Here is a 16,671-nt window from a genome sequence, read left to right as displayed (position 1 = left end):
CGAACCGGTTCATCCCGCTGGCCGAGGAGAACGGCGCGATCGTGCCGCTGGGCCGGTGGGTGCTGCGCACCGCCTGCCGCCAGGCCCGTGCCTGGCAGCTGGCCGAACCGCCGCATCCGCTGGTGGTCAGCGTGAATGTGGCGGTCCGCCAGGTGTGGGACTCCGATCTGGTGGCCGATGTCGGCGCGATCCTGGCGGAGACCGGGCTGCCGCCGCAGCTGCTCCAGCTGGAGCTGACCGAGTCGGCGGTGATGGGGTCCACGGGGCGGCCGCTTCAGGCGCTGCAGGCGCTCAGCGACATGGGGGTGGCCATCGCGATCGACGACTTCGGGACGGGCTACTCCAACCTCGCCTATCTCAGCCGGCTGCCGGTCTCCACGCTCAAGCTGGACGGCTCGTTCGTCCAGGGGTTCCGGGCGGAGGAGCATCCGAATCCGGCCGACGAGACGATCGTCGAGGCGCTGGTGCAGCTCGCGCACCGGCTGGGCCTCACGGTGACGGCCGAATGTGTGGAGAGCGCCGAGCAGGCGGAGCGGCTGAGGCGGATCGGCTGCGATACGGGACAGGGGTGGTTCTACTCCCGTCCGGTGCCGCCGGACCGCATCCAGGCGATGATCACCCGCCCGGCGCCGGGTTAGGGCCCTTCTGACGGATCTCCGTGGAGGAAGGACCCTAGGGCTGCGCCTCCGTCTGCGCCGTCGGCAGATCGTAGGCGTCGGCGATCAGCTCGTACGAGCGCAGACGGGCGTCACGGCCATGGGCATTGGCCGTGATCTTGACTTCGTCCGCTCCGGTGCGCTTGATCAGCCCGTCGAGCCCCTCGCGGACCTGGTCCGGGCTGCCGTACTCGACATTGGCGAGCCAGCTGTTGATGAAGTCGCGCTCGATCTCGTTGAACTCGTACCCCTCGGCCTCCTCGGGCGTCGGCACCAGGCCGGGGCGTCCGGTGCGCAGCCGGATCATGGCCAGGGCGCCGGTGAGCACCTGGCGGTGGGCCTCCTTCTCGTCCTCGGCGGCGAAGGCCGAGACGCCGATCGAGGCGTACGGCTTGTCCAGCACGGCGGACGGCCGGAAGGTCTCGCGGTAGAGGTCGAGCGCGGGGACGGTGTTGGCCGCGGAGAAGTGGTGGGCGAAGGAGAAGGGCAGGCCGAGCATCCCGGCGAGCCGGGCGCTGAACCCGCTCGAGCCCAGCAGCCAGATCGACGGCCGGCCGGCGGACTGGACCCCGCCGGGCACGGTGCCCTGCACCGGCCCCGGCACCGCGTGGATACGGGCGTAGCGGTGGCCGTCGGGGAAGTCGTCGTCGAGGAAGCGGGTCAGCTCGGCGAGCTGCTGGGGGAAGTCGTCGGCGCCCTCGCGCAGCCGCTCGGTGCGGCGCAGGGCGGCGGCCGTGGCCCCGTCGGTGCCGGGCGCGCGGCCGAGGCCGAGGTCCACCCGGCCGGGGGCGAGCGCCTCCAGGGTGCCGAACTGCTCGGCGATGACCAGCGGGGCGTGGTTGGGGAGCATGACCCCGCCGGAGCCCAGCCGGATCCGCTCGGTGTGCGCGGCGAGGTGGGCGAGGATCACCGCCGGGGAGGAGCTGGCGACCCCGGGCATGGAGTGGTGCTCGGCGACCCAGAAGCGCTGGAAGCCCCGGCGCTCGGCGAGCCGGGCGAGCTCGGTGGTGGTCCGCAGCGCCTCGGCGGCCGTCACCCCGCTGCCGACGGTCGCGAGGTCCAGCACCGACAGGGGCACCGGTGCGCTGCCGAGGGGCCGGGCCCGGATGGGGTCGCGCTGGTCGTCTCGCCGGTCCTGCTCATCGGCCACGGTGGCCCGCCTCCCTGGTCGCACCGCGCGGTGCGCGTATGTCGTGTGCGTGTGCGGCGCTGCGCCGCCACGCCTCTACGTCTACCGGCGACATTCAACCGGAGAAAGGCTCCGCTTTATTCCCGGCCCTTGTTCCCCGGCCTCCGGTGAATGGCCGGGTCCGCCGCCACCTGGGGAGGAGGTGTGGCGGCGGACCCGACGACGGTGTGCCGTGCGCTCGCGCGGAACGGGCCTAGCCCGCGGTCCGCGCCGTGCGGCGGCGGTGGAGGGCCAGCGCCGTACCGGCGCCGCCGAGCACCAGCACACCCGCCGTGAGGCCGATGGGCAGGGCGGCGGACATGCCCTTGTCGTCGGCGAGACGCCGGGTGGTCAGGGCGTTGGCGGCCGCGGCGTTCACGATCGGGGCGTGGGCGGCCAGGGCGGAGGTCGTGTAGTGACCGGACTTGTGGACCGACGCGACCGAGCCGTCGGACTTCAGCAACACCTGGGTGTTGTTGGGGTGACGGAAGTCGAAGAGCCCGGAGAGGGTGTTCGCCCGGCGGTCGAAGGAGGCGTCACCGATCCGGCCGGTGTGCCAGTTGTCCTCGATGAAGCGGGTAATCGAGGTCTGCTCGGTCTGGGTGTGGTCGACCTTGTTGGACTTGCTGAACGGCGAGATCACCAGCAGCGGCTGCCGGGGGCCGGGGCCACAGCGGTCCTGGTAGCCGCCCGCGGGCTTCGGAGCGGACTGGCAGGCGGGGCTGTCGGTGGCCTTGCCATTGGAACCCGTGGTCTTGTCGGTCGACCCGTTGAGGGGCTTGGCGTAGGCGTGGTCGTACCAGCCGTCGCTGTCGTCGTACGCGACGACGATCGCGGTGTCCTTCCACTGCGGCGACTTCTGGATCGCGTTGATCTGCTCGACCAGGAAGTGCTGCTCGTCGACCGGGTCGGAGTAGGCGGCGTGGCCGTCCTGGTACTCGGCGGCCTTCAGGAAGCTGACGGACGGCAGATGGCCCGTCTTGAGCGCCGCGTCGAAGTCGGTGAGGTCGTAGTTGTGGTTGGCCCGGCCGCTGTGTCCGATCTCCTGGACGTTCTTCGGCGGGAGGTGATGCGGGTTCGCCGTGGACTTGTAGTACTGGAACGGCGCGTGGTGCGGGCTGTAGTCCACCGAGGCGGCGCCGCCGACGTTCTTGTGGGTGGTGCCGGAGCACTTGGCGTAGTGGTCCTGCTCACCGTCCCACGCGGTGCTGGGCCGGAAGCCGCCCTGGAACCAGCCCCAGCTCACATTCTTGGCGTTGAGCAGATCGCCGACGTTCCGGCCCTTCATCCGGGCCAGGGCGTTGCCGCTGGTGTGGTCCTTGTTGGAGCAGTCGTCGAAGGCCGGGTCCGGGTCGTTGATCACCGTGCCGACGCCCTTGGCGTCCGGTGAGGCCACCGTGTACGCGTCCGGCTTGTCGGTCTGGATCGGGTCCTCGGTGGAGGACTTGGGGTCGGTGGAGATCACGCCATGAGTCTGGCCCGAGATCAGCTCCAGCGCTCCGGGGGTGGAGGGACCGTAGGCCGAGCTGAAGGAGCGGTCGCTCATCGCGTAGTGCTGGGCGTAGTTCCACAGGCCGGTGACGGTGTTTCCGTCGTAGTAGTCCATCACCAGACCGGGCTCGCCGAACAGCCCGGTGCACTTGCTGACCTCGGTGTTCTCCACGAACTTATCCGCCTTGCCGCCATTGGCGGCGTACTGCTCGGGGCCGTAGGAGTGGTTCTGGTCGCAGGTCATGGCCTGGTCGCTGCGCAGCCGCTTGGGCTTGTAGAGATTCGGGTTCTTCTCCAGCAGCCCGGCGTGCGCCAGGGTGTCGATGCCCTTGGGGGTGTCCTTGGCCGGCGTGAACCTGGTGCCGTCCGTGTTCGCCGCCTTGGGGTAGGTGGCGAAGTAGTGGTCGAACGAGATGTTCTCGTCGAAGATCACCACCACATGCTTCACCGGGGTCGCGGTGTGGTCGCCCTTCGCGGGCGCGGCCCATGCGGGGGCCACCCCGCCCACGGTCGCCAGGGCCGCGGCGCCGGCCAGGGCACCCCAGCGCGCGACCCGGCCATACCGTCGGCCGCCTTCGGATCCTGCCGTGCCGCCCATGCCATGCCTCCACATGATTCGCGTTTCACGCCTGCGCCTGATCCTGTGCCGCGGGCAGGACTCTCCGATGGAATCCATGGAGGCGGCCGAGTGAACAGAGGGTCAGAAGAATCCAAGGAACTCTTGAGGTGTTCTTGACCGGATGGTGGGGCGACGATCAGGACAGAAGGGTCCGTGCCAGCCAGTCGGAGCGGTCCCTCACCCCGGGGAGCGCGAAGAAATAGCCACCGCCGAAGGGGGTGATGTAGTCCACCAACGGCTCCCCCGCCAGCCGCTTCTGCACCGTCTCGAACTGGCGCTCGAGGTCCTGCTGATAGCAGCAGAACAGCAGCCCCATGTCCAAGTTGCCATTGCCGTCCATGCCCCGGTCGTAGTTGTAGGCACGGCGGAGGATGCGCTGGTCCTCGGTCCGGGCGGTGCGCGGATTGGCCATCCGTATATGGCTGTCCAGCGGAATGATGTCGCCCTTGGGGTCCTGTGCGAAGCGCGGGGTGTCGAACTCGTGCTGACCGTCCAGCGGGGCACCCGAGTCCCGGCTGCGGCCGAACATGCGCTCCTGCTCGCTGATCGACACCCGGTCCCAGAACTCCACCAGCATCCGGATCAGCCGGATCACCTGATAGCTGCCGCCGGTCGCCCAGGCGGGCTCCCCGGAGTGGGCGCCCACCCACACCAGACGGTCCATCGCCCGGGCGTCCCCGGTGTCGGGGTTGGCGGTGCCGTCCTTGAACCCCATGTGGTTGCGCGGGGTGCCGGACGGGCGCGGCGGGCTGACGAAGCCGTCGATACGCCAGCGGATCTGCAGCGCGCCCCGGGTGTGGCGGGCGATGTCGCGCAGCGCGTGGAGCACCGTGTCCGTGCTGTCGGCGCACAGTTGGAGGCTCAGATCGCCATGGCACCAGTCGGGGTCGAGATCGTCGTCCGGGAAGGAGCGCATCGCGTGCAGCCGCCGGGGCCTGCGGTCCCGCAGTCCATAGCGCTCGTCGAAGAGCGAGGCGCCCACGCCGACGGTCGCGGTCAGCCGGCCGGCCGCCACCTCGGGGCCCAGGGTGCCGGAGTCGGCGGGCGGCGCGGTGATCCCGACCGGGTCGGAGGCGCCTCCGGTGGTGAGGAAGCGGCACCGCTCGGTGAGCGTACGGAAGGCGTCGGTCAGCTCCTCGCGGCCCTCGGCCATGGTGTCGAAGGCGATGAACGCGGTGGCCCGCTGGGGCGGGGTGAGGATCCCGGCCTGATGGGTGCCGTGGAAGGGGACGCGGGTGGGCCTCTTCTCCGGTCCGTCCTCCTTCGCGGCCGCCGTGCCCGCGGCGGCCGCAGCGCCCGCCACCGCGCCGACCGTGCCCGCGGCGGCGCCCAGCAGAAAGCCCCTGCGCAACACCTCGCTCACCGGGTCCTCCGCACATCCATCAGCGCCGCCACCTGGGCCAGCCGCTCCACCAGCGCGCCCGCGTCCGCGTTGAGCCGCTGGCGCCCGGTGCGGCTCAGCCGGTCCAGCGGGGTCCAGCGGTCGCCGTGGTGCGAGCGCTCCAGGGTCCGCTGAGTGCGGTCCAGGTCGCTCTCCAACTCGGGCAGCCAGGGGGCACGGGGCTTCAGCAGCGGCTCCAGCCGGCGCAGCACGGCCCGGGTGCCGTCCAGGTTGGCCCGCGCGGTGGCCAGATTGGTGCCGCTGCCGTAGTCGGTGCGGCCGGTCAGCTCGAACTGCACGGTGTTCTCCATGATCTCGTGCGCCCGCAGGCCCAGGTCGGCCGGGTCCATCCGCTCCTGCGGCCAATCGTCCCGCAGCCCTCGGACGTCCTTGGCGAGCCGGTCGGCGACCGGGCGCAGTGAGCTCGCGGACTCGCCGTGCCACAGGCCGTACTCGAGGCGGTGGAAGCCGGTGAAGTCCGGGTCATGGACCCCGTCGGACAGCCCCGCCGTGGTGCCGTTGATGGCCCCGTCGGCGTCGCCGAAGGTGCCATAGGCGGCGCCCATCCGCTCGTACACCAGATGGGCGGGCAGCCAGACCGCACGGGCCGCGGCCAGGTCACCGCAGTGGATGGCCGAGCGCAGCGCGTCCGTGCGCCGCACCAGCTCGTCCATCCGGCCCGCCACCCACTTCTGGTAGGCGATGGTGGGCGGGATCAGATCCTGCTGGCCGACCGGGACCGCGGCCGGTCCGCCGCCCCGCGCCGGTCCGGACACGGTGACGGTGGGCCCGGTGACCGCGTCCGCGTCCTCGGGCAGGCAGACGAAGGCGTAGGAGCCCCCGCCGAGCGTGACGCTCAGCGGTCTGCTGGTGCCGGGGCCCAGGCCCTCCACCTCTCCGTAGACGGCGCCGTTCGCCGGATCGGTGAGATAGACCTCGGCCGGTCTGCTGGAGGTGTTCCGCAGATCGAAGACCTGCTTGCCACGGGTGGCATCGGTCCAGCCACGGCCACAGCCGCCCTCGGACACCTCGACGGAGGTGTGCCGCAGCCCGTCCGATGCCTTCGTGGGCGCGCTTCCGCTCGCGGAGGGGTGCGCACGAGGACCGTCCGAGGAGCCTCCGCCGACCGCCAGCACGCCGATTCCGACGGCCGTGGCCACCGTCACCGCACCGGCGACCAGCAGATGACGTGCCGGCGGGACCGGGGAGAGATGTTGGCGACGCACGGCTGCATGCTAGGCGCAGTCCGATAAGCGGAATGCCCTGATGGCAAAAGAGCGCCATGGAATTCCGCCGGGATTCAGCTCCCCGTCACCGGCTCCTCGGGCTCTTCGGCGCGCCCGCCCGCGTCCGCGCCACCCGCCGCTATCCGCCGCTCCGGGCGAAGAGCGTGCCCAGCCGGTCATGGACCGGATCGCGGCCCAGCAGCCGCAGCCCCTCCCAGACCGTGACCTGGTTGGCCGTGAGCACCGGCTTGCCCAGCTCCGCCTCCAGATCCGGAATCCAGGCGGCGGTGTGCAGGGCGGTGTCCGGCAGGAGCACCGCCTGCGCCTCGGGGTGGTCCCCGGCGCGGCCCAGCTCCAGCACCTCGTCGCGGCCCCAGGTGCCGACCTCCGCGGCCGTGATGATCCCGCTGCCGCGCATCGAGACCACCTCGGCGCCGGCCGCCTTCAAAAATGCCCGGAAGTAGTCGGCGACGTCCTCCGGATAGGTGGCGGCGATGGCCACCCGGTCGGCGCCGAGCGCCTGCACCGCGTGGGCGAAGGCGAAGGAGGTGCTGGAGGCGGGCATCCCGGCCGTCTCGCCCAGCTCGCGCACCTGCTCCTTGGCGCCCTCCCAGCCGAAGACGAAACTGGCGCTGGTGCACGCCCAGACCACGGCCCGGGCGCCGCGCTCGGCGAGCTCGGCGACCCCGGCCGCGAGGCGGGCCGCCGACCCCATCTCCAGCAGGGCGTCCACCCGATGGGCGTCCTCACCGATGTCGGTGTGGACCAGCGGAAGCCGGATGTCGCCGCTGTCGCCGCCGAGCATGCCTTCCAGACGCGGGTATTCGTCCTCGGCGGAGTATCCGGGGTAGAGAAAGCCGACCGTGTCCGGGGCCGGGTGCGTCGAGTCCACCATGACTGCCTCCTTGACTGGCGGCCCCCGCGAGCGCCGCCCCTGCACTGCTGTCACTTCTCCTACACCGCGGACGCCCGGCGGGTTCCCACCCGCCGGACAGCCTCCCTCGCGTAGGTGACGGGCCTGCCCGTCCCACCCGGGCAGGCTTCCAGGCCACGCCGGGGCACCCGAACGCCACGCCGAGGCCCGCGAACGCCACGCCGGGGCACCCACCCCGAACGCCGGTGAGGGCCCGGCCATGCCAGGGCGCCCACCCCCTCACGCCGGGGCGGGCCGCCCTTCACATCACGTCACATCCCGCCGGGCCTTCGCCTCACATCCCGCCGGGCCTTCGCCTCACATCCCGCCGGGCCTTCGCCTCACATCCCGCCGGGCCGCCGCCTCACCCCACGGCCGGGCCGCCGGAATCGTCCAGGTAGGGGCCCTCGCCGAGGCCGGTGCCGAAGCCCGGGTCGAGCCCGTCGGCCGGGTCGCCGTCCGAACCCGGCGAGGCCGCCCCGGCCAGCGCCGCCTCCGGCTCGTCCACCACGGACTCGACCGACTCCACGACCCCGAGCATCGACTCGACGACCGGGTCCGTCACCGGGAGCGGGCCGCTCGGCGACACCGACATCCCCGCCGGACCGGACCGGGCGGCCGGGTCCAGCAGCGCCTGGTACGGCCCGACGGCCTGGGCGCCGATCGCCCGCAGCGCCGCCCACACGGTGACCTGGTTCGCGGACAGCACGGGCATCCGCAGCTCCGCCTCCAGCTGCGGGATCACGTCGTAGGTCGGCAGATTGGTGCAGCTGATGAAGAGCGCGTCGGTGGCCCCGACCACCGCCTGCCGGGCCATGTCGACCACATCGCGGTACGGCACCTTCCAGATGTGCCGGGTCAGCCCGAGGTACGCCCGACCGGTGACGGTCATCCCGCCCTCGGCCAGATACTCCTCCAGCGAGTCGGTGACGGACTGGGTGTACGGCGTCACCACCGCGATCCGCCGGGCGCCGATCTCCCGCAGCGCCTCCAGCAGCGCGCCCGAGGTGGTCAGCGACGGGATCTCACCCGCCTGGGACATGGCCGCGCACATCGCGCGCTCCCCGGCGACACCGCCGACGAAACTGCCCGAGGTGCACGCGTACGCCACCACTTCCGGTGCGACGGCCGCCAGCGCCTGCACCGCGTCGTGCAAGGTCTCGTGCTCACTTACGAGCCGCGCCAGGTCAAGGCTCACCTCGACGGGTACGAACGGGGTACGGGTGAGATGGAGGGATACCTCGTCCGGCACCCAGCGCCACAGCTCACGGTCGAGGGCGAAGTCGAACGGTGCCACCACACCCACGCCGCGCTGCGGCTGTGGGCCACCCAGAAAAGAGACGTCCAAAGCGAGCCCCAATACGGAACGGAGGGACTGGACCATTGGCCAGAGATTTGGATGGAGAGAGCCGGCCTGATGCCGGGACGCCGGGACAGATGCCGTTGTTGACGACGGTAGTTTCCGCTGCCTAGCGTGGTCAATCCTCAAACTGAGGCGCCTGCCCGCTCCTTCTCCAGGCAAACCCATCCACGTTTCGAAACGGTTTCCCGCCTATGTCCGAAAGCACAGTTGTCGTCTTCGGCGATCAGCCGCCGGTCCACCTGGACCGGGTGGCCGACCGGGCCAAGGTGCTCGTTTGTGACGAGAATTCGCTGCCCCAGGCGCTCCCCACCGCGGATGTGCTCCTGGTCTGGGACTTCACCTCCGACGCGGTCCGCGACGCCTGGCCCGGTGAGGGTCCCCGGCCGGCGTGGGTCCATACCGCGAGCGCGGGGGTGGACCGGCTGCTCTGCCCCGAACTCGTCGAGTCCGACACGGTACTGACCAATGCTCGAGGGGTCTTCGAGCAGCCGATCGCGGAGTATGTAGCCGGTCTGGTGGTCGCCATGGCCAAGGACTTCCACGGAAGCTGGGAGCTGCAGCGGCAGCGACGCTGGCAGCACCGCGAGACGATGCGGCTGGCCGGAACGCGCGCCGTGGTCGTGGGCGCGGGTCCCATCGGCCGGGCGATCGGCTCCACCCTGGCCGCGCTCGGCGTGGTGGTCGACCTGGTGGGCCGCACCGCTCGGCAGGGTGTGCGCGGCGGTGACGAGCTGCCCGAGCTGCTTCCGTCGGCCGACTGGGTGGTGAGCGCGGCGCCGCTCACCGACGCGAACCGCGGCATGTTCGACCGCACCGTCTTCGACCGGATGAGGTCCTCCGCCCGGTTCATCAACGTCGGCCGCGGCCCCTTGGTCGTCGAGAAGGACCTTACGGCGGCCCTGGTCGCCCGGCGGATCGCCGGCGCGGCCCTGGACGTCTTCGAACACGAGCCGCTGGCCTCGGACGATCCCCTGTGGGACGTGCCCGGGCTGTTCGTCTCGCCCCATATGAGCGGCGACACGGTCGGGTGGCGCGACCACCTGGCCGACCAGTTCCAGGACAACTACGAGCGCTGGTGCGCGGGCGAACCACTGCTCAACATCGTCGACAAACGCCTCGGGTACGTACCGGTGGACTGATCGCAGGACCTGAACGGAGAGCCGGATGACCGACATTCACGACCTGACAGCCGTTCAACTCGTCGAGCGCTATGCCTCCGGCGAGCTCTCCCCCGTCGAGGCGACCCGTGCCGTCCTCCACCGGATCGAGCAGATTCAGCCGGAGGTGAACGCCTTCACCCGGGTGGACGCCGAGGGCGCGCTGCGGCAGGCGGAGGAGTCCGCCGAGCGGTGGCGGCGCGGGGCCCCGGCGGGCCTGGTGGACGGCGTCCCGGTGTCGGTGAAGGACATCCTGTTGCAGCGCGGCGCCCCCACCCTGCGCGGTTCGCGGACCGTACGGCCCGAGGGCAAGGCCTGGGACGAGGACGCGCCCTCGGTGGCGCGGCTGCGCGAGCACGGCGCGGTGTTCGTGGGGAAGACCACGACCCCGGAGTTCGGCTGGAAGGGCGTCACCGACAGCCCGGTCCACGGGGTCACCGGCAATCCGTACGACCCCCAGCGGACGGCGGGCGGCTCCAGTGGCGGCAGCGCGGCCGCGGTCGCGCTGGGCGCGGGTCCGCTGAGCCTGGGGACGGACGGCGGGGGCTCGGTCCGTATCCCGGCGGCCTTCTGCGGCATCTTCGCGCTGAAACCCACCTATGGGAGGGTTCCGCTCTATCCGGCGAGCGCGTTCGGCACCCTGGCCCATGTGGGGCCGATGACCCGGGACGCGGCGGACGCGGCGCTGCTGATGGATGTAATCTCCGGTCCGGACTGGCGCGACTGGTCCCAGCTGGGCCCCGCCGAGGGCGGCTTCCGGGAGGCGCTCGCCTCCGGCGGGGCCGGAGTGGACGGCCTGCGGGTCGCCTACAGCCCCGCGCTCGGCGGCGCGGCCGTGGTCGACCCGGAGGTGGCCGCGTCGGCGCGGCGGGCGGTGGATCTGCTGGCGGAGCTGGGCGCGGTGGTCGAGGAGATCGACCCGGGGTTCCAGGACCCGGTGGAGGCGTTCCACACGCTGTGGTTCAGCGGCGCGGCCCGGGTGGTGCAGCCGCTGGGGCAGGAGGACTGGGAGCTGCTGGACCCGGGGCTGCGCGAGATCTGCGCCCAGGGGGCGTCGTACAGCGCGCTGGACTATCTGGCGGCCGTGGATGTGCGGATGGCCCTCGGCCACGCCATGGGGCGGTTCCACTCCGCGTACGACCTGCTGGTCACCCCGACACTGCCGATCACCGCGTTCGAGGCGGGGGTGGAGGTGCCCAAGGGGTCGGAGCACACCCGGTGGACCGGCTGGACGCCGTTCACCTACCCGTTCAACCTGACCCAGCAGCCCGCGGCGTCGGTGCCGTGCGGCCTCAGCGGCGCGGGCCTGCCGATCGGGGTGCAGCTGGTGGGCGCGCGCCACGCGGACGCGCTTGTGCTGCGCGCGGCGCACGCGCTGTTCGAGGCGGGGCTGGCGGACGGGGTGCGCCCGCCGGCGGCGTAAGGCCCATTGCCGGGTCCGGGGCGGAGCCGCCCCGGACCCGGGACCGGCCCATGCGCTGCCCCGGGCACAGGCCGGGGGCCTGTGCCCGGTACGAGCCGAGGTCTACGCCCGGCGGAAGTTCAGCGTCTCCCCCAGCGCCCCCGCGCGCCACAGGTCCTGGCAGGCGTCGGCCATACGGTCGAGGCCGTCCACGATCGTGCCCCAGACGATCCCGGGCACCCAGCCCGCGTCGCCGTTGATCAGCAGGTTGTTCCGCTCGTAGAAGAGGGCCAGGTCGATCACCTGCCGCCGCCCCTGGTGCTTGGCCTCGGTCTCGTATCCGTACGACTTGGTCCCGAGCTGGGTGTCCGTGAAGGTGAAGTAGCACAGGTCCCCGGGGATGGGGGTGATCGTCGGGTTCTCGAGGGGCGGCTCCTCGGGCGCGAAGGGGGGCAGCAGCGTGTAGATCTCGTTGCGTGCGTACTTCGCGTGATACACATCACCCCCGAGCGGCAGCGCGTTCCACACCGCGTCGCAGGTGATCGGCGCGAGATCGTCAAGGAGCTTGGCCGTGCAGCTCACCCCGCGCTTGTCGAGCGAGACCTCGATGAACCGGTCGGCTCGGTCAACCATCGACTTTCCTCCAGGTCGCTTCGGAACCAGTCCTGTCCCAGGGGACTACCCAGACATCGGCTGTATCAAGGGCCGGAAACGGCCCGCATACATTCGCCGGAGTCGGGTAGCCGCGCGCCCATGGCTCCACCACGTGGGAAAGACACCGATAGCAGAGAAATAGCAAAAATGGGCCCAAGCCGCCGCGCCCTTCTCGCCGGCGGTGCGGCCCTGGGCCTGCTGGGCGCGGCCGGCTGCAGCCGGGTGTCCGGCTCGGGCGCCAAGGACGGGGGCAATCTGCTGGAGCGACTGCGGTCGCAGGGGACGGTCCGGCTGGGAATTGCGGGGGAGATCCCATTCGGCTATATCGACGAGAACGGCGAGTTCACCGGCGAGGCGCCGGAGATCGCGAAAGTCATCTTCAAGCGGCTGGGTGTGCCCAAGGTCCAGCCGGTGCCGACCGAGTTCGGCTCGCTCATCCCGGGCCTTCGCTCGCAGCAGTTCGACGTGGTCTCGGCGGGGATGTACATCAACCCCGAGCGCTGCGCCCAGGTGATCTTCTCCGACCCCGACTACCGCATGCGTGACGCGTTCATCGTGCGCAAGGGGAACCCCAAGAACCTGCACAATTACCACGATATCTTCAAGCAGAAGGCCAAAATGGCCACCGGCACCGCCTACGCCGAGATCGGCTACGCGGAGGACGCCGGGATCAAGCAGAGCGACATGCTGATCCTCCCCGACCAGCTGGCCGGGCTGCTGGCCGTGGAGCAGGGCCGGGCCGATGTCTTCGCGGGCACGACCGTGACCGTGCACAACGTGGTGAAGCAGCGGAACAGCCGGCTGGCCGAGGCCACCGAGCCGTTCCAGGCGTACGTCGACGGCAAACCGGACATCGGCGCCGGCGGCTTCGCCTTCCGGCCGGAGGAGACCAAGCTCCGGGACGCCTTCAACGTCGAGCTGCACAAGATGAAGAAGAGCGGCGAGCTGCTGCGGATCGTGCGGCCCTTCGGCTTCACCAAGGAAGAGATGACCGATCTGACCGCCAAGGAGCTGTGCTCATGACGGCCGGGCTGTGGGAAAACTGGCTTCTTCCGGGCGTCTGGATCACCATCCAGCTGACCCTGTACAGCGCGGTCTTCGCGGCCGTCGTGGCGTTCGGCATCGGGATCGCGCGCACCTCCCGGCTGTGGATCGTCCGCTTTCTGACCGGCTTCTATGTGGAGGTCTTCCGCGGCACCTCGGCCCTGGTGCTGATGTTCTGGCTGTTCTTCGTGATGCCACTGGCCTTCCAGTACCAGCTGGTGCCGATGTGGGCCGCGGTGCTGGCGCTGGGCCTCACCTACGGGGCGTACGGCTCGGAGATCGTGCGTGGCGCGATCGCCGCGGTGGCCCCGGCGCAGCGCGAGGCGGCCATCGCGCTCAGCTTCACGCCCGCGCAGCGGATGCGCCGGGTAATCCTGCCGCAGGCGATCCCGGAGATGATCCCGCCCTTCAACAATCTGCTGATCGAGCTGCTGAAGGCGACCGCCCTGGTCTCCGCGGTGAGCGTCGCCGACATCACCTTCGCCGCCCAGCTCTCGCGGCTGGCGACCGGTGACAGCCTGGAGATCTACGCGATCATCCTGGTCCTCTACTTCGTGCTGGCCTTCGTCCTCACCCGGCTGATGCGGCTGCTGGAGCGGCGCGCCAAGGCGGGCATCGGCCAGGCCCCCGTGAAGTCCGACAAGGGCCCGCTGGTCACCCGGAAGCTGTCCTCGCGCCAGGAGGCCGAGCAGTCGTCCAACATCATCACGGCGGGAGGTGCCCAGTGAGCTGGAACTGGGATGTGGCGAAGGACTTCCTCCCCGAGCTGGGCAACGGACTGCTGATCACCCTGGAGGCGACCGCCCTGGGCTCGGTCCTGGCGTTCGCGCTCGGCCTGGTGTGGGCGATGGCCTTCCGCTCGCCGACCCGCTTCATACGCTGGCCGGTGGCGGCGGTCGTGGAGTTCATCCGCAACACTCCGCTGCTGGTGCAGCTGTTTTTCTTCTACTACGTGCTGCCGACCTGGGACATCAAGTTCTCGGCGCTCACCACCGGGGTGATCGCGCTCGGTCTGCACTACTCGACGTACACCGCCGAGGTCTACCGGGCCGGTATCGACGGTGTGCCCAAGGGCCAGTGGGAGGCGGCGACCGCGCTCAGCCTCTCCCGCGGCCGTACCTGGACCGCGGTGATCCTGCCGCAGGCCATTCGCCGGGTGGTGCCCGCACTGGGCAACTACGTCATCGCGATGCTGAAGGACTCCCCGATGCTCGCGCTGATCGGCGTCGTCGACATGCTGCAGAAGGCGCGCGCGGAGGGCGCGTCGTCCTTCCAGTACATCGAGCCCTACACGATGGTCGGCATCGCCTTCATCCTCATCGCCTATCCGGCTTCCCTTCTGATGCGAGCCCTGGAGCGTCGTCTTGGCCACTGAAACCGACCACACGAACCCTGCCGTGGACGGCAGTGAACTGATCCGCTTCGACCAGGTGACCAAGCGCTTCGGCAGCAATACGGTCCTGGACAACCTCGACTTCTCGGTCTCCTCCGGCAAGCACGTCACCCTGATCGGCCCCTCGGGCTCGGGCAAGACCACGATCCTGCGGCTGCTGATGACGCTGATCAAGCCGGACGAGGGCACGATCAAGGTCGACGGCGACTATCTGACCCATGAGGACAGGGCCGGCAAGCTGGTCCCGGCGGGCGAGAAGCACACCAGAGAGGTGCGCAAGAAGATCGGAATGGTCTTCCAGCAGTTCAACCTCTTCCCCAATATGCGGGTGCTGCGGAACATCACCGAGGCCCCGGTGCATGTGCTGGGCCTCGGCAAGGACGAGGCCGAGACCCGCGCCCGGGAGCTGCTCGACCTGGTCGGCCTCGGCGACAAGTGCGACGCGTACCCGACGCAGCTGTCCGGCGGGCAGCAGCAGCGGGTGGCGATCGCCCGGGCGCTGGCCATGCGGCCGCAGGTGATGCTGCTGGACGAGGTGACGTCGGCGCTGGACCCGGAACTGGTGGCCGGGGTGCTGGATGTGCTGCGTGACATCGCTCACACAACGGACATCACCATGCTCTGTGTCACCCATGAGATGAACTTCGCGCGGGACATCTCCGATGACGTGCTGATGTTCGACTCGGGCCGGGTGATCGAGTCCGGGCCGCCGGAGAAGATCTTCACCGAGCCGGAGCACGAGCGGACGAGGGAGTTCCTGAGCGCGGTCCTCTAGCCCTTCGGCCGGATCGCCCGGCCCCTGCCGGGCCCGGTCCGGCGCTGCCCCCGCGACCCTCCCGCGGGGGCACGCCATTGTCATATGCCGAGGACATACGCCCCTGCTGACCGGGGCCGATGCGCCTCGGCAATATCCTCAACAGCCGATCCGGATAAGCCCCTTGGCGGTTATCGTGATACAAAGCCACGCCAACCTGCGAGGGGGGAAATCGTGGCGCTCAGGCCCGAGCCGACCGCGCCGTTCCACTCGGTGCAGCACGCCCTCCGCATCCTGGAGGTCGTCGCCAGACACTCGTCCGGCGTCAGCGACATCATGCTCGCGAGGGAGACCCGGCTACCGGCCCACCAGCTCGCCGATCTGCTGCGGATGCTGCGCCGCGAAGGCTATGTGGAGCAGATCGCCGACGGCGCCTACGTCGGTGGCAACGCCCTGACCCTGCTGGGCTCCGCCGCCCCCGACCGCGGCCACGCCGTCCGGGACAAGCTCCAGCAGTCCCTCATCACCCTGCGCGACTCGGTGGGCGCGGCGGTCTACCTCAGCCGCTATGTGGACGGCGAAATCAAGATCACTCAGTATGCGGACGGGCCGCGCACCCCCAAGGTCAACGAGTGGGTGGACTTCCGCTCCGCCGCCCACGCCATGGCGCTCGGCAAATGCCTGCTCACCCAGCTCGACCACGACAGCCGCCGCGATCACCTCGCCCGCCACAAGACGGTGCGGCTCACCTCCCGGACCACCACCAACGAGAAGGTGCTGTTCCGCAAGCTGGACAGCCAGCCCGCCACCGTCCCCGTCCTCGACCTGCAGGAATACGCGGTCGGCACGGTTTGCGCGGCGGTTCCGATCAGCGCCGGGCGCTCGGTGGGCTGCCTGGCCCTCTCCCTCCCCCTGGCCCACGCCCACCGCCTCCGCCAGGCCGCCGACACCCTCAACCGCGAGGCGGCCCCGATGCTGCTCTCCCTCTCCATCTGAGCCCATTGGTCCCGGCCGTCCGGCCGCCCTGCCCGGCCCCGGCCTTGCCCCGGAGAGCGGTGGTCAAAACCACCCCTCCGGACCAGGTACTATTTATGTCGTCAGCACGCGCCGCTAGCTCAGTTGGTTAGAGCAGCTGACTCTTAATCAGCGGGTCCGGGGTTCGAGTCCCTGGCGGCGCACAACTGATCAAGCGAATGGCCCGGGTGCTCTCGACAGCCCCGGGCCATTCAGCGTGCTGCCCCGCCGCGCACCTCGAGCGAGTCCAGCAGCTCCCCCGTGGCGGCGGCGATGGCCTCCACGGCCTTGTCGAACGCCTCCGCGTTGTGGGCGGCCGGCTGGCGGAAGCCGGAGATCTTGCGGACGTACTGGAGGGCCGCGGCGCGCGTATCGGCCTCGCTGACGGACTCGGCGTAGGGCGGGCGGAGCGTCTTAATGGATCTGCACATACTGA

The 16,671-nt window shown here is 70.6% G+C and carries 16 protein-coding genes and 1 tRNA gene; 9 read left to right on the top strand and 8 right to left on the bottom strand.

Going from position 1 to position 16,671, the window contains the following annotated elements; translation table 11 throughout:
* On the top strand, positions 1-638 hold a 638-nt coding region (locus tag GWI24_RS24710), incomplete at its 5' end, for an EAL domain-containing protein (RefSeq protein ID WP_210948106.1).
* 34 nt (positions 639-672) lie between these two features.
* Here the strand turns inward: GWI24_RS24710 and GWI24_RS24705 are convergent.
* From GWI24_RS24705 to GWI24_RS24680, 6 genes are all read right to left on the bottom strand, one after another.
* Positions 673-1,806: an LLM class flavin-dependent oxidoreductase gene (locus GWI24_RS24705; RefSeq protein ID WP_210948105.1), complete on the bottom strand. Its 1,134-nt coding sequence runs from the start codon at positions 1,804-1,806 to the stop codon at positions 673-675.
* Positions 1,807-2,038: 232 nt separating this feature from the next.
* Positions 2,039-3,913: a phospholipase C gene (locus tag GWI24_RS24700; protein WP_210948104.1), complete on the bottom strand. Its 1,875-nt coding sequence runs from the start codon at positions 3,911-3,913 to the stop codon at positions 2,039-2,041.
* A gap of 157 nt (positions 3,914-4,070) precedes the next feature.
* Positions 4,071-5,297 (bottom strand): iron uptake transporter deferrochelatase/peroxidase subunit, encoded by a 1,227-nt coding sequence (gene efeB, locus GWI24_RS24695; protein ID WP_210948103.1) that lies wholly within the window; start codon positions 5,295-5,297, stop codon positions 4,071-4,073.
* The gene (locus GWI24_RS24690) at positions 5,294-6,541 is read right to left on the bottom strand and encodes an EfeM/EfeO family lipoprotein (protein ID WP_210948102.1); all 1,248 of its coding nucleotides are present in this window, start codon (positions 6,539-6,541) and stop codon (positions 5,294-5,296) included. The genes efeB and GWI24_RS24690 overlap by 4 nt, the downstream gene beginning before the upstream one ends.
* Positions 6,542-6,680: 139 nt before the next feature.
* The gene (locus GWI24_RS24685) at positions 6,681-7,436 is read right to left on the bottom strand and encodes an aspartate/glutamate racemase family protein (protein WP_210948101.1); all 756 of its coding nucleotides are present in this window, start codon (positions 7,434-7,436) and stop codon (positions 6,681-6,683) included.
* Positions 7,437-7,818: 382 nt separating this feature from the next.
* Positions 7,819-8,802 (bottom strand): aspartate/glutamate racemase family protein, encoded by a 984-nt coding sequence (locus GWI24_RS24680; protein WP_210948100.1) that lies wholly within the window; start codon positions 8,800-8,802, stop codon positions 7,819-7,821.
* 206 nt (positions 8,803-9,008) lie between these two features.
* Here GWI24_RS24680 and GWI24_RS24675 point away from each other — a divergent pair, with 206 nt between their 5' ends.
* Positions 9,009-9,956, top strand: coding sequence for a D-2-hydroxyacid dehydrogenase (locus GWI24_RS24675; protein WP_210948099.1), 948 nt, complete (start codon positions 9,009-9,011; stop codon positions 9,954-9,956).
* Between the two features lie 25 nt (positions 9,957-9,981).
* A complete protein-coding gene (locus GWI24_RS24670) occupies positions 9,982-11,397 on the top strand; it encodes an amidase (protein ID WP_210948098.1) in 1,416 nt (471 codons plus the stop codon).
* 102 nt (positions 11,398-11,499) lie between these two features.
* On the opposite strand, the gene GWI24_RS24665 is transcribed toward GWI24_RS24670, so the two are convergent.
* Positions 11,500-12,009, bottom strand: a complete 510-nt coding sequence (locus GWI24_RS24665; RefSeq protein ID WP_210948097.1) for a DUF3830 family protein — start codon at positions 12,007-12,009, stop codon at positions 11,500-11,502.
* Positions 12,010-12,129: 120 nt separating this feature from the next.
* Here GWI24_RS24665 and ehuB point away from each other — a divergent pair, with 120 nt between their 5' ends.
* The 6 genes from ehuB (at position 12,130) to GWI24_RS24635 (ending at position 16,399) form a co-directional block, all read left to right on the top strand.
* The gene (gene ehuB, locus GWI24_RS24660; protein WP_210948096.1) at positions 12,130-13,053 is read left to right on the top strand and encodes an ectoine/hydroxyectoine ABC transporter substrate-binding protein EhuB; all 924 of its coding nucleotides are present in this window, start codon (positions 12,130-12,132) and stop codon (positions 13,051-13,053) included.
* On the top strand, positions 13,050-13,802 hold the full coding sequence (ehuC, locus tag GWI24_RS24655; protein ID WP_210948095.1) for an ectoine/hydroxyectoine ABC transporter permease subunit EhuC: 753 nt from the start codon (positions 13,050-13,052) through the stop codon (positions 13,800-13,802). The genes ehuB and ehuC overlap by 4 nt, the downstream gene beginning before the upstream one ends.
* Positions 13,799-14,449, top strand: coding sequence for an ectoine/hydroxyectoine ABC transporter permease subunit EhuD (gene ehuD / locus GWI24_RS24650; RefSeq protein ID WP_210948094.1), 651 nt, complete (start codon positions 13,799-13,801; stop codon positions 14,447-14,449). Before ehuC ends, ehuD begins: the two co-directional genes overlap by 4 nt.
* Before the next feature lie 22 nt (positions 14,450-14,471).
* Positions 14,472-15,242 carry an ectoine/hydroxyectoine ABC transporter ATP-binding protein EhuA gene (gene ehuA / locus GWI24_RS24645; protein WP_210948108.1) on the top strand — a complete coding sequence of 257 codons (771 nt, stop codon included), beginning with the start codon at positions 14,472-14,474 and terminating at the stop codon, positions 15,240-15,242.
* A 213-nt stretch (positions 15,243-15,455) separates the two neighbouring features.
* Positions 15,456-16,217, top strand: coding sequence for an IclR family transcriptional regulator (locus GWI24_RS24640; RefSeq protein WP_210948093.1), 762 nt, complete (start codon positions 15,456-15,458; stop codon positions 16,215-16,217).
* 108 nt (positions 16,218-16,325) lie between these two features.
* Positions 16,326-16,399, top strand: a tRNA-Lys gene (locus tag GWI24_RS24635).
* A 48-nt stretch (positions 16,400-16,447) separates the two neighbouring features.
* Here the strand turns inward: GWI24_RS24635 and GWI24_RS24630 are convergent.
* Positions 16,448-16,666: a DUF2277 domain-containing protein gene (locus tag GWI24_RS24630; protein WP_210948107.1), complete on the bottom strand. Its 219-nt coding sequence runs from the start codon at positions 16,664-16,666 to the stop codon at positions 16,448-16,450.
* Positions 16,667-16,671 lie beyond the last annotated feature (5 nt).

Origin of the sequence: Streptomyces sp. MK37H (assembly GCF_018035285.1) — a bacterium.
Classification (GTDB): Bacteria; Actinomycetota; Actinomycetes; order Streptomycetales; family Streptomycetaceae; genus Streptomyces; species Streptomyces endocoffeicus.
This window is presented reverse-complemented; position numbering and strand designations above follow the sequence as displayed.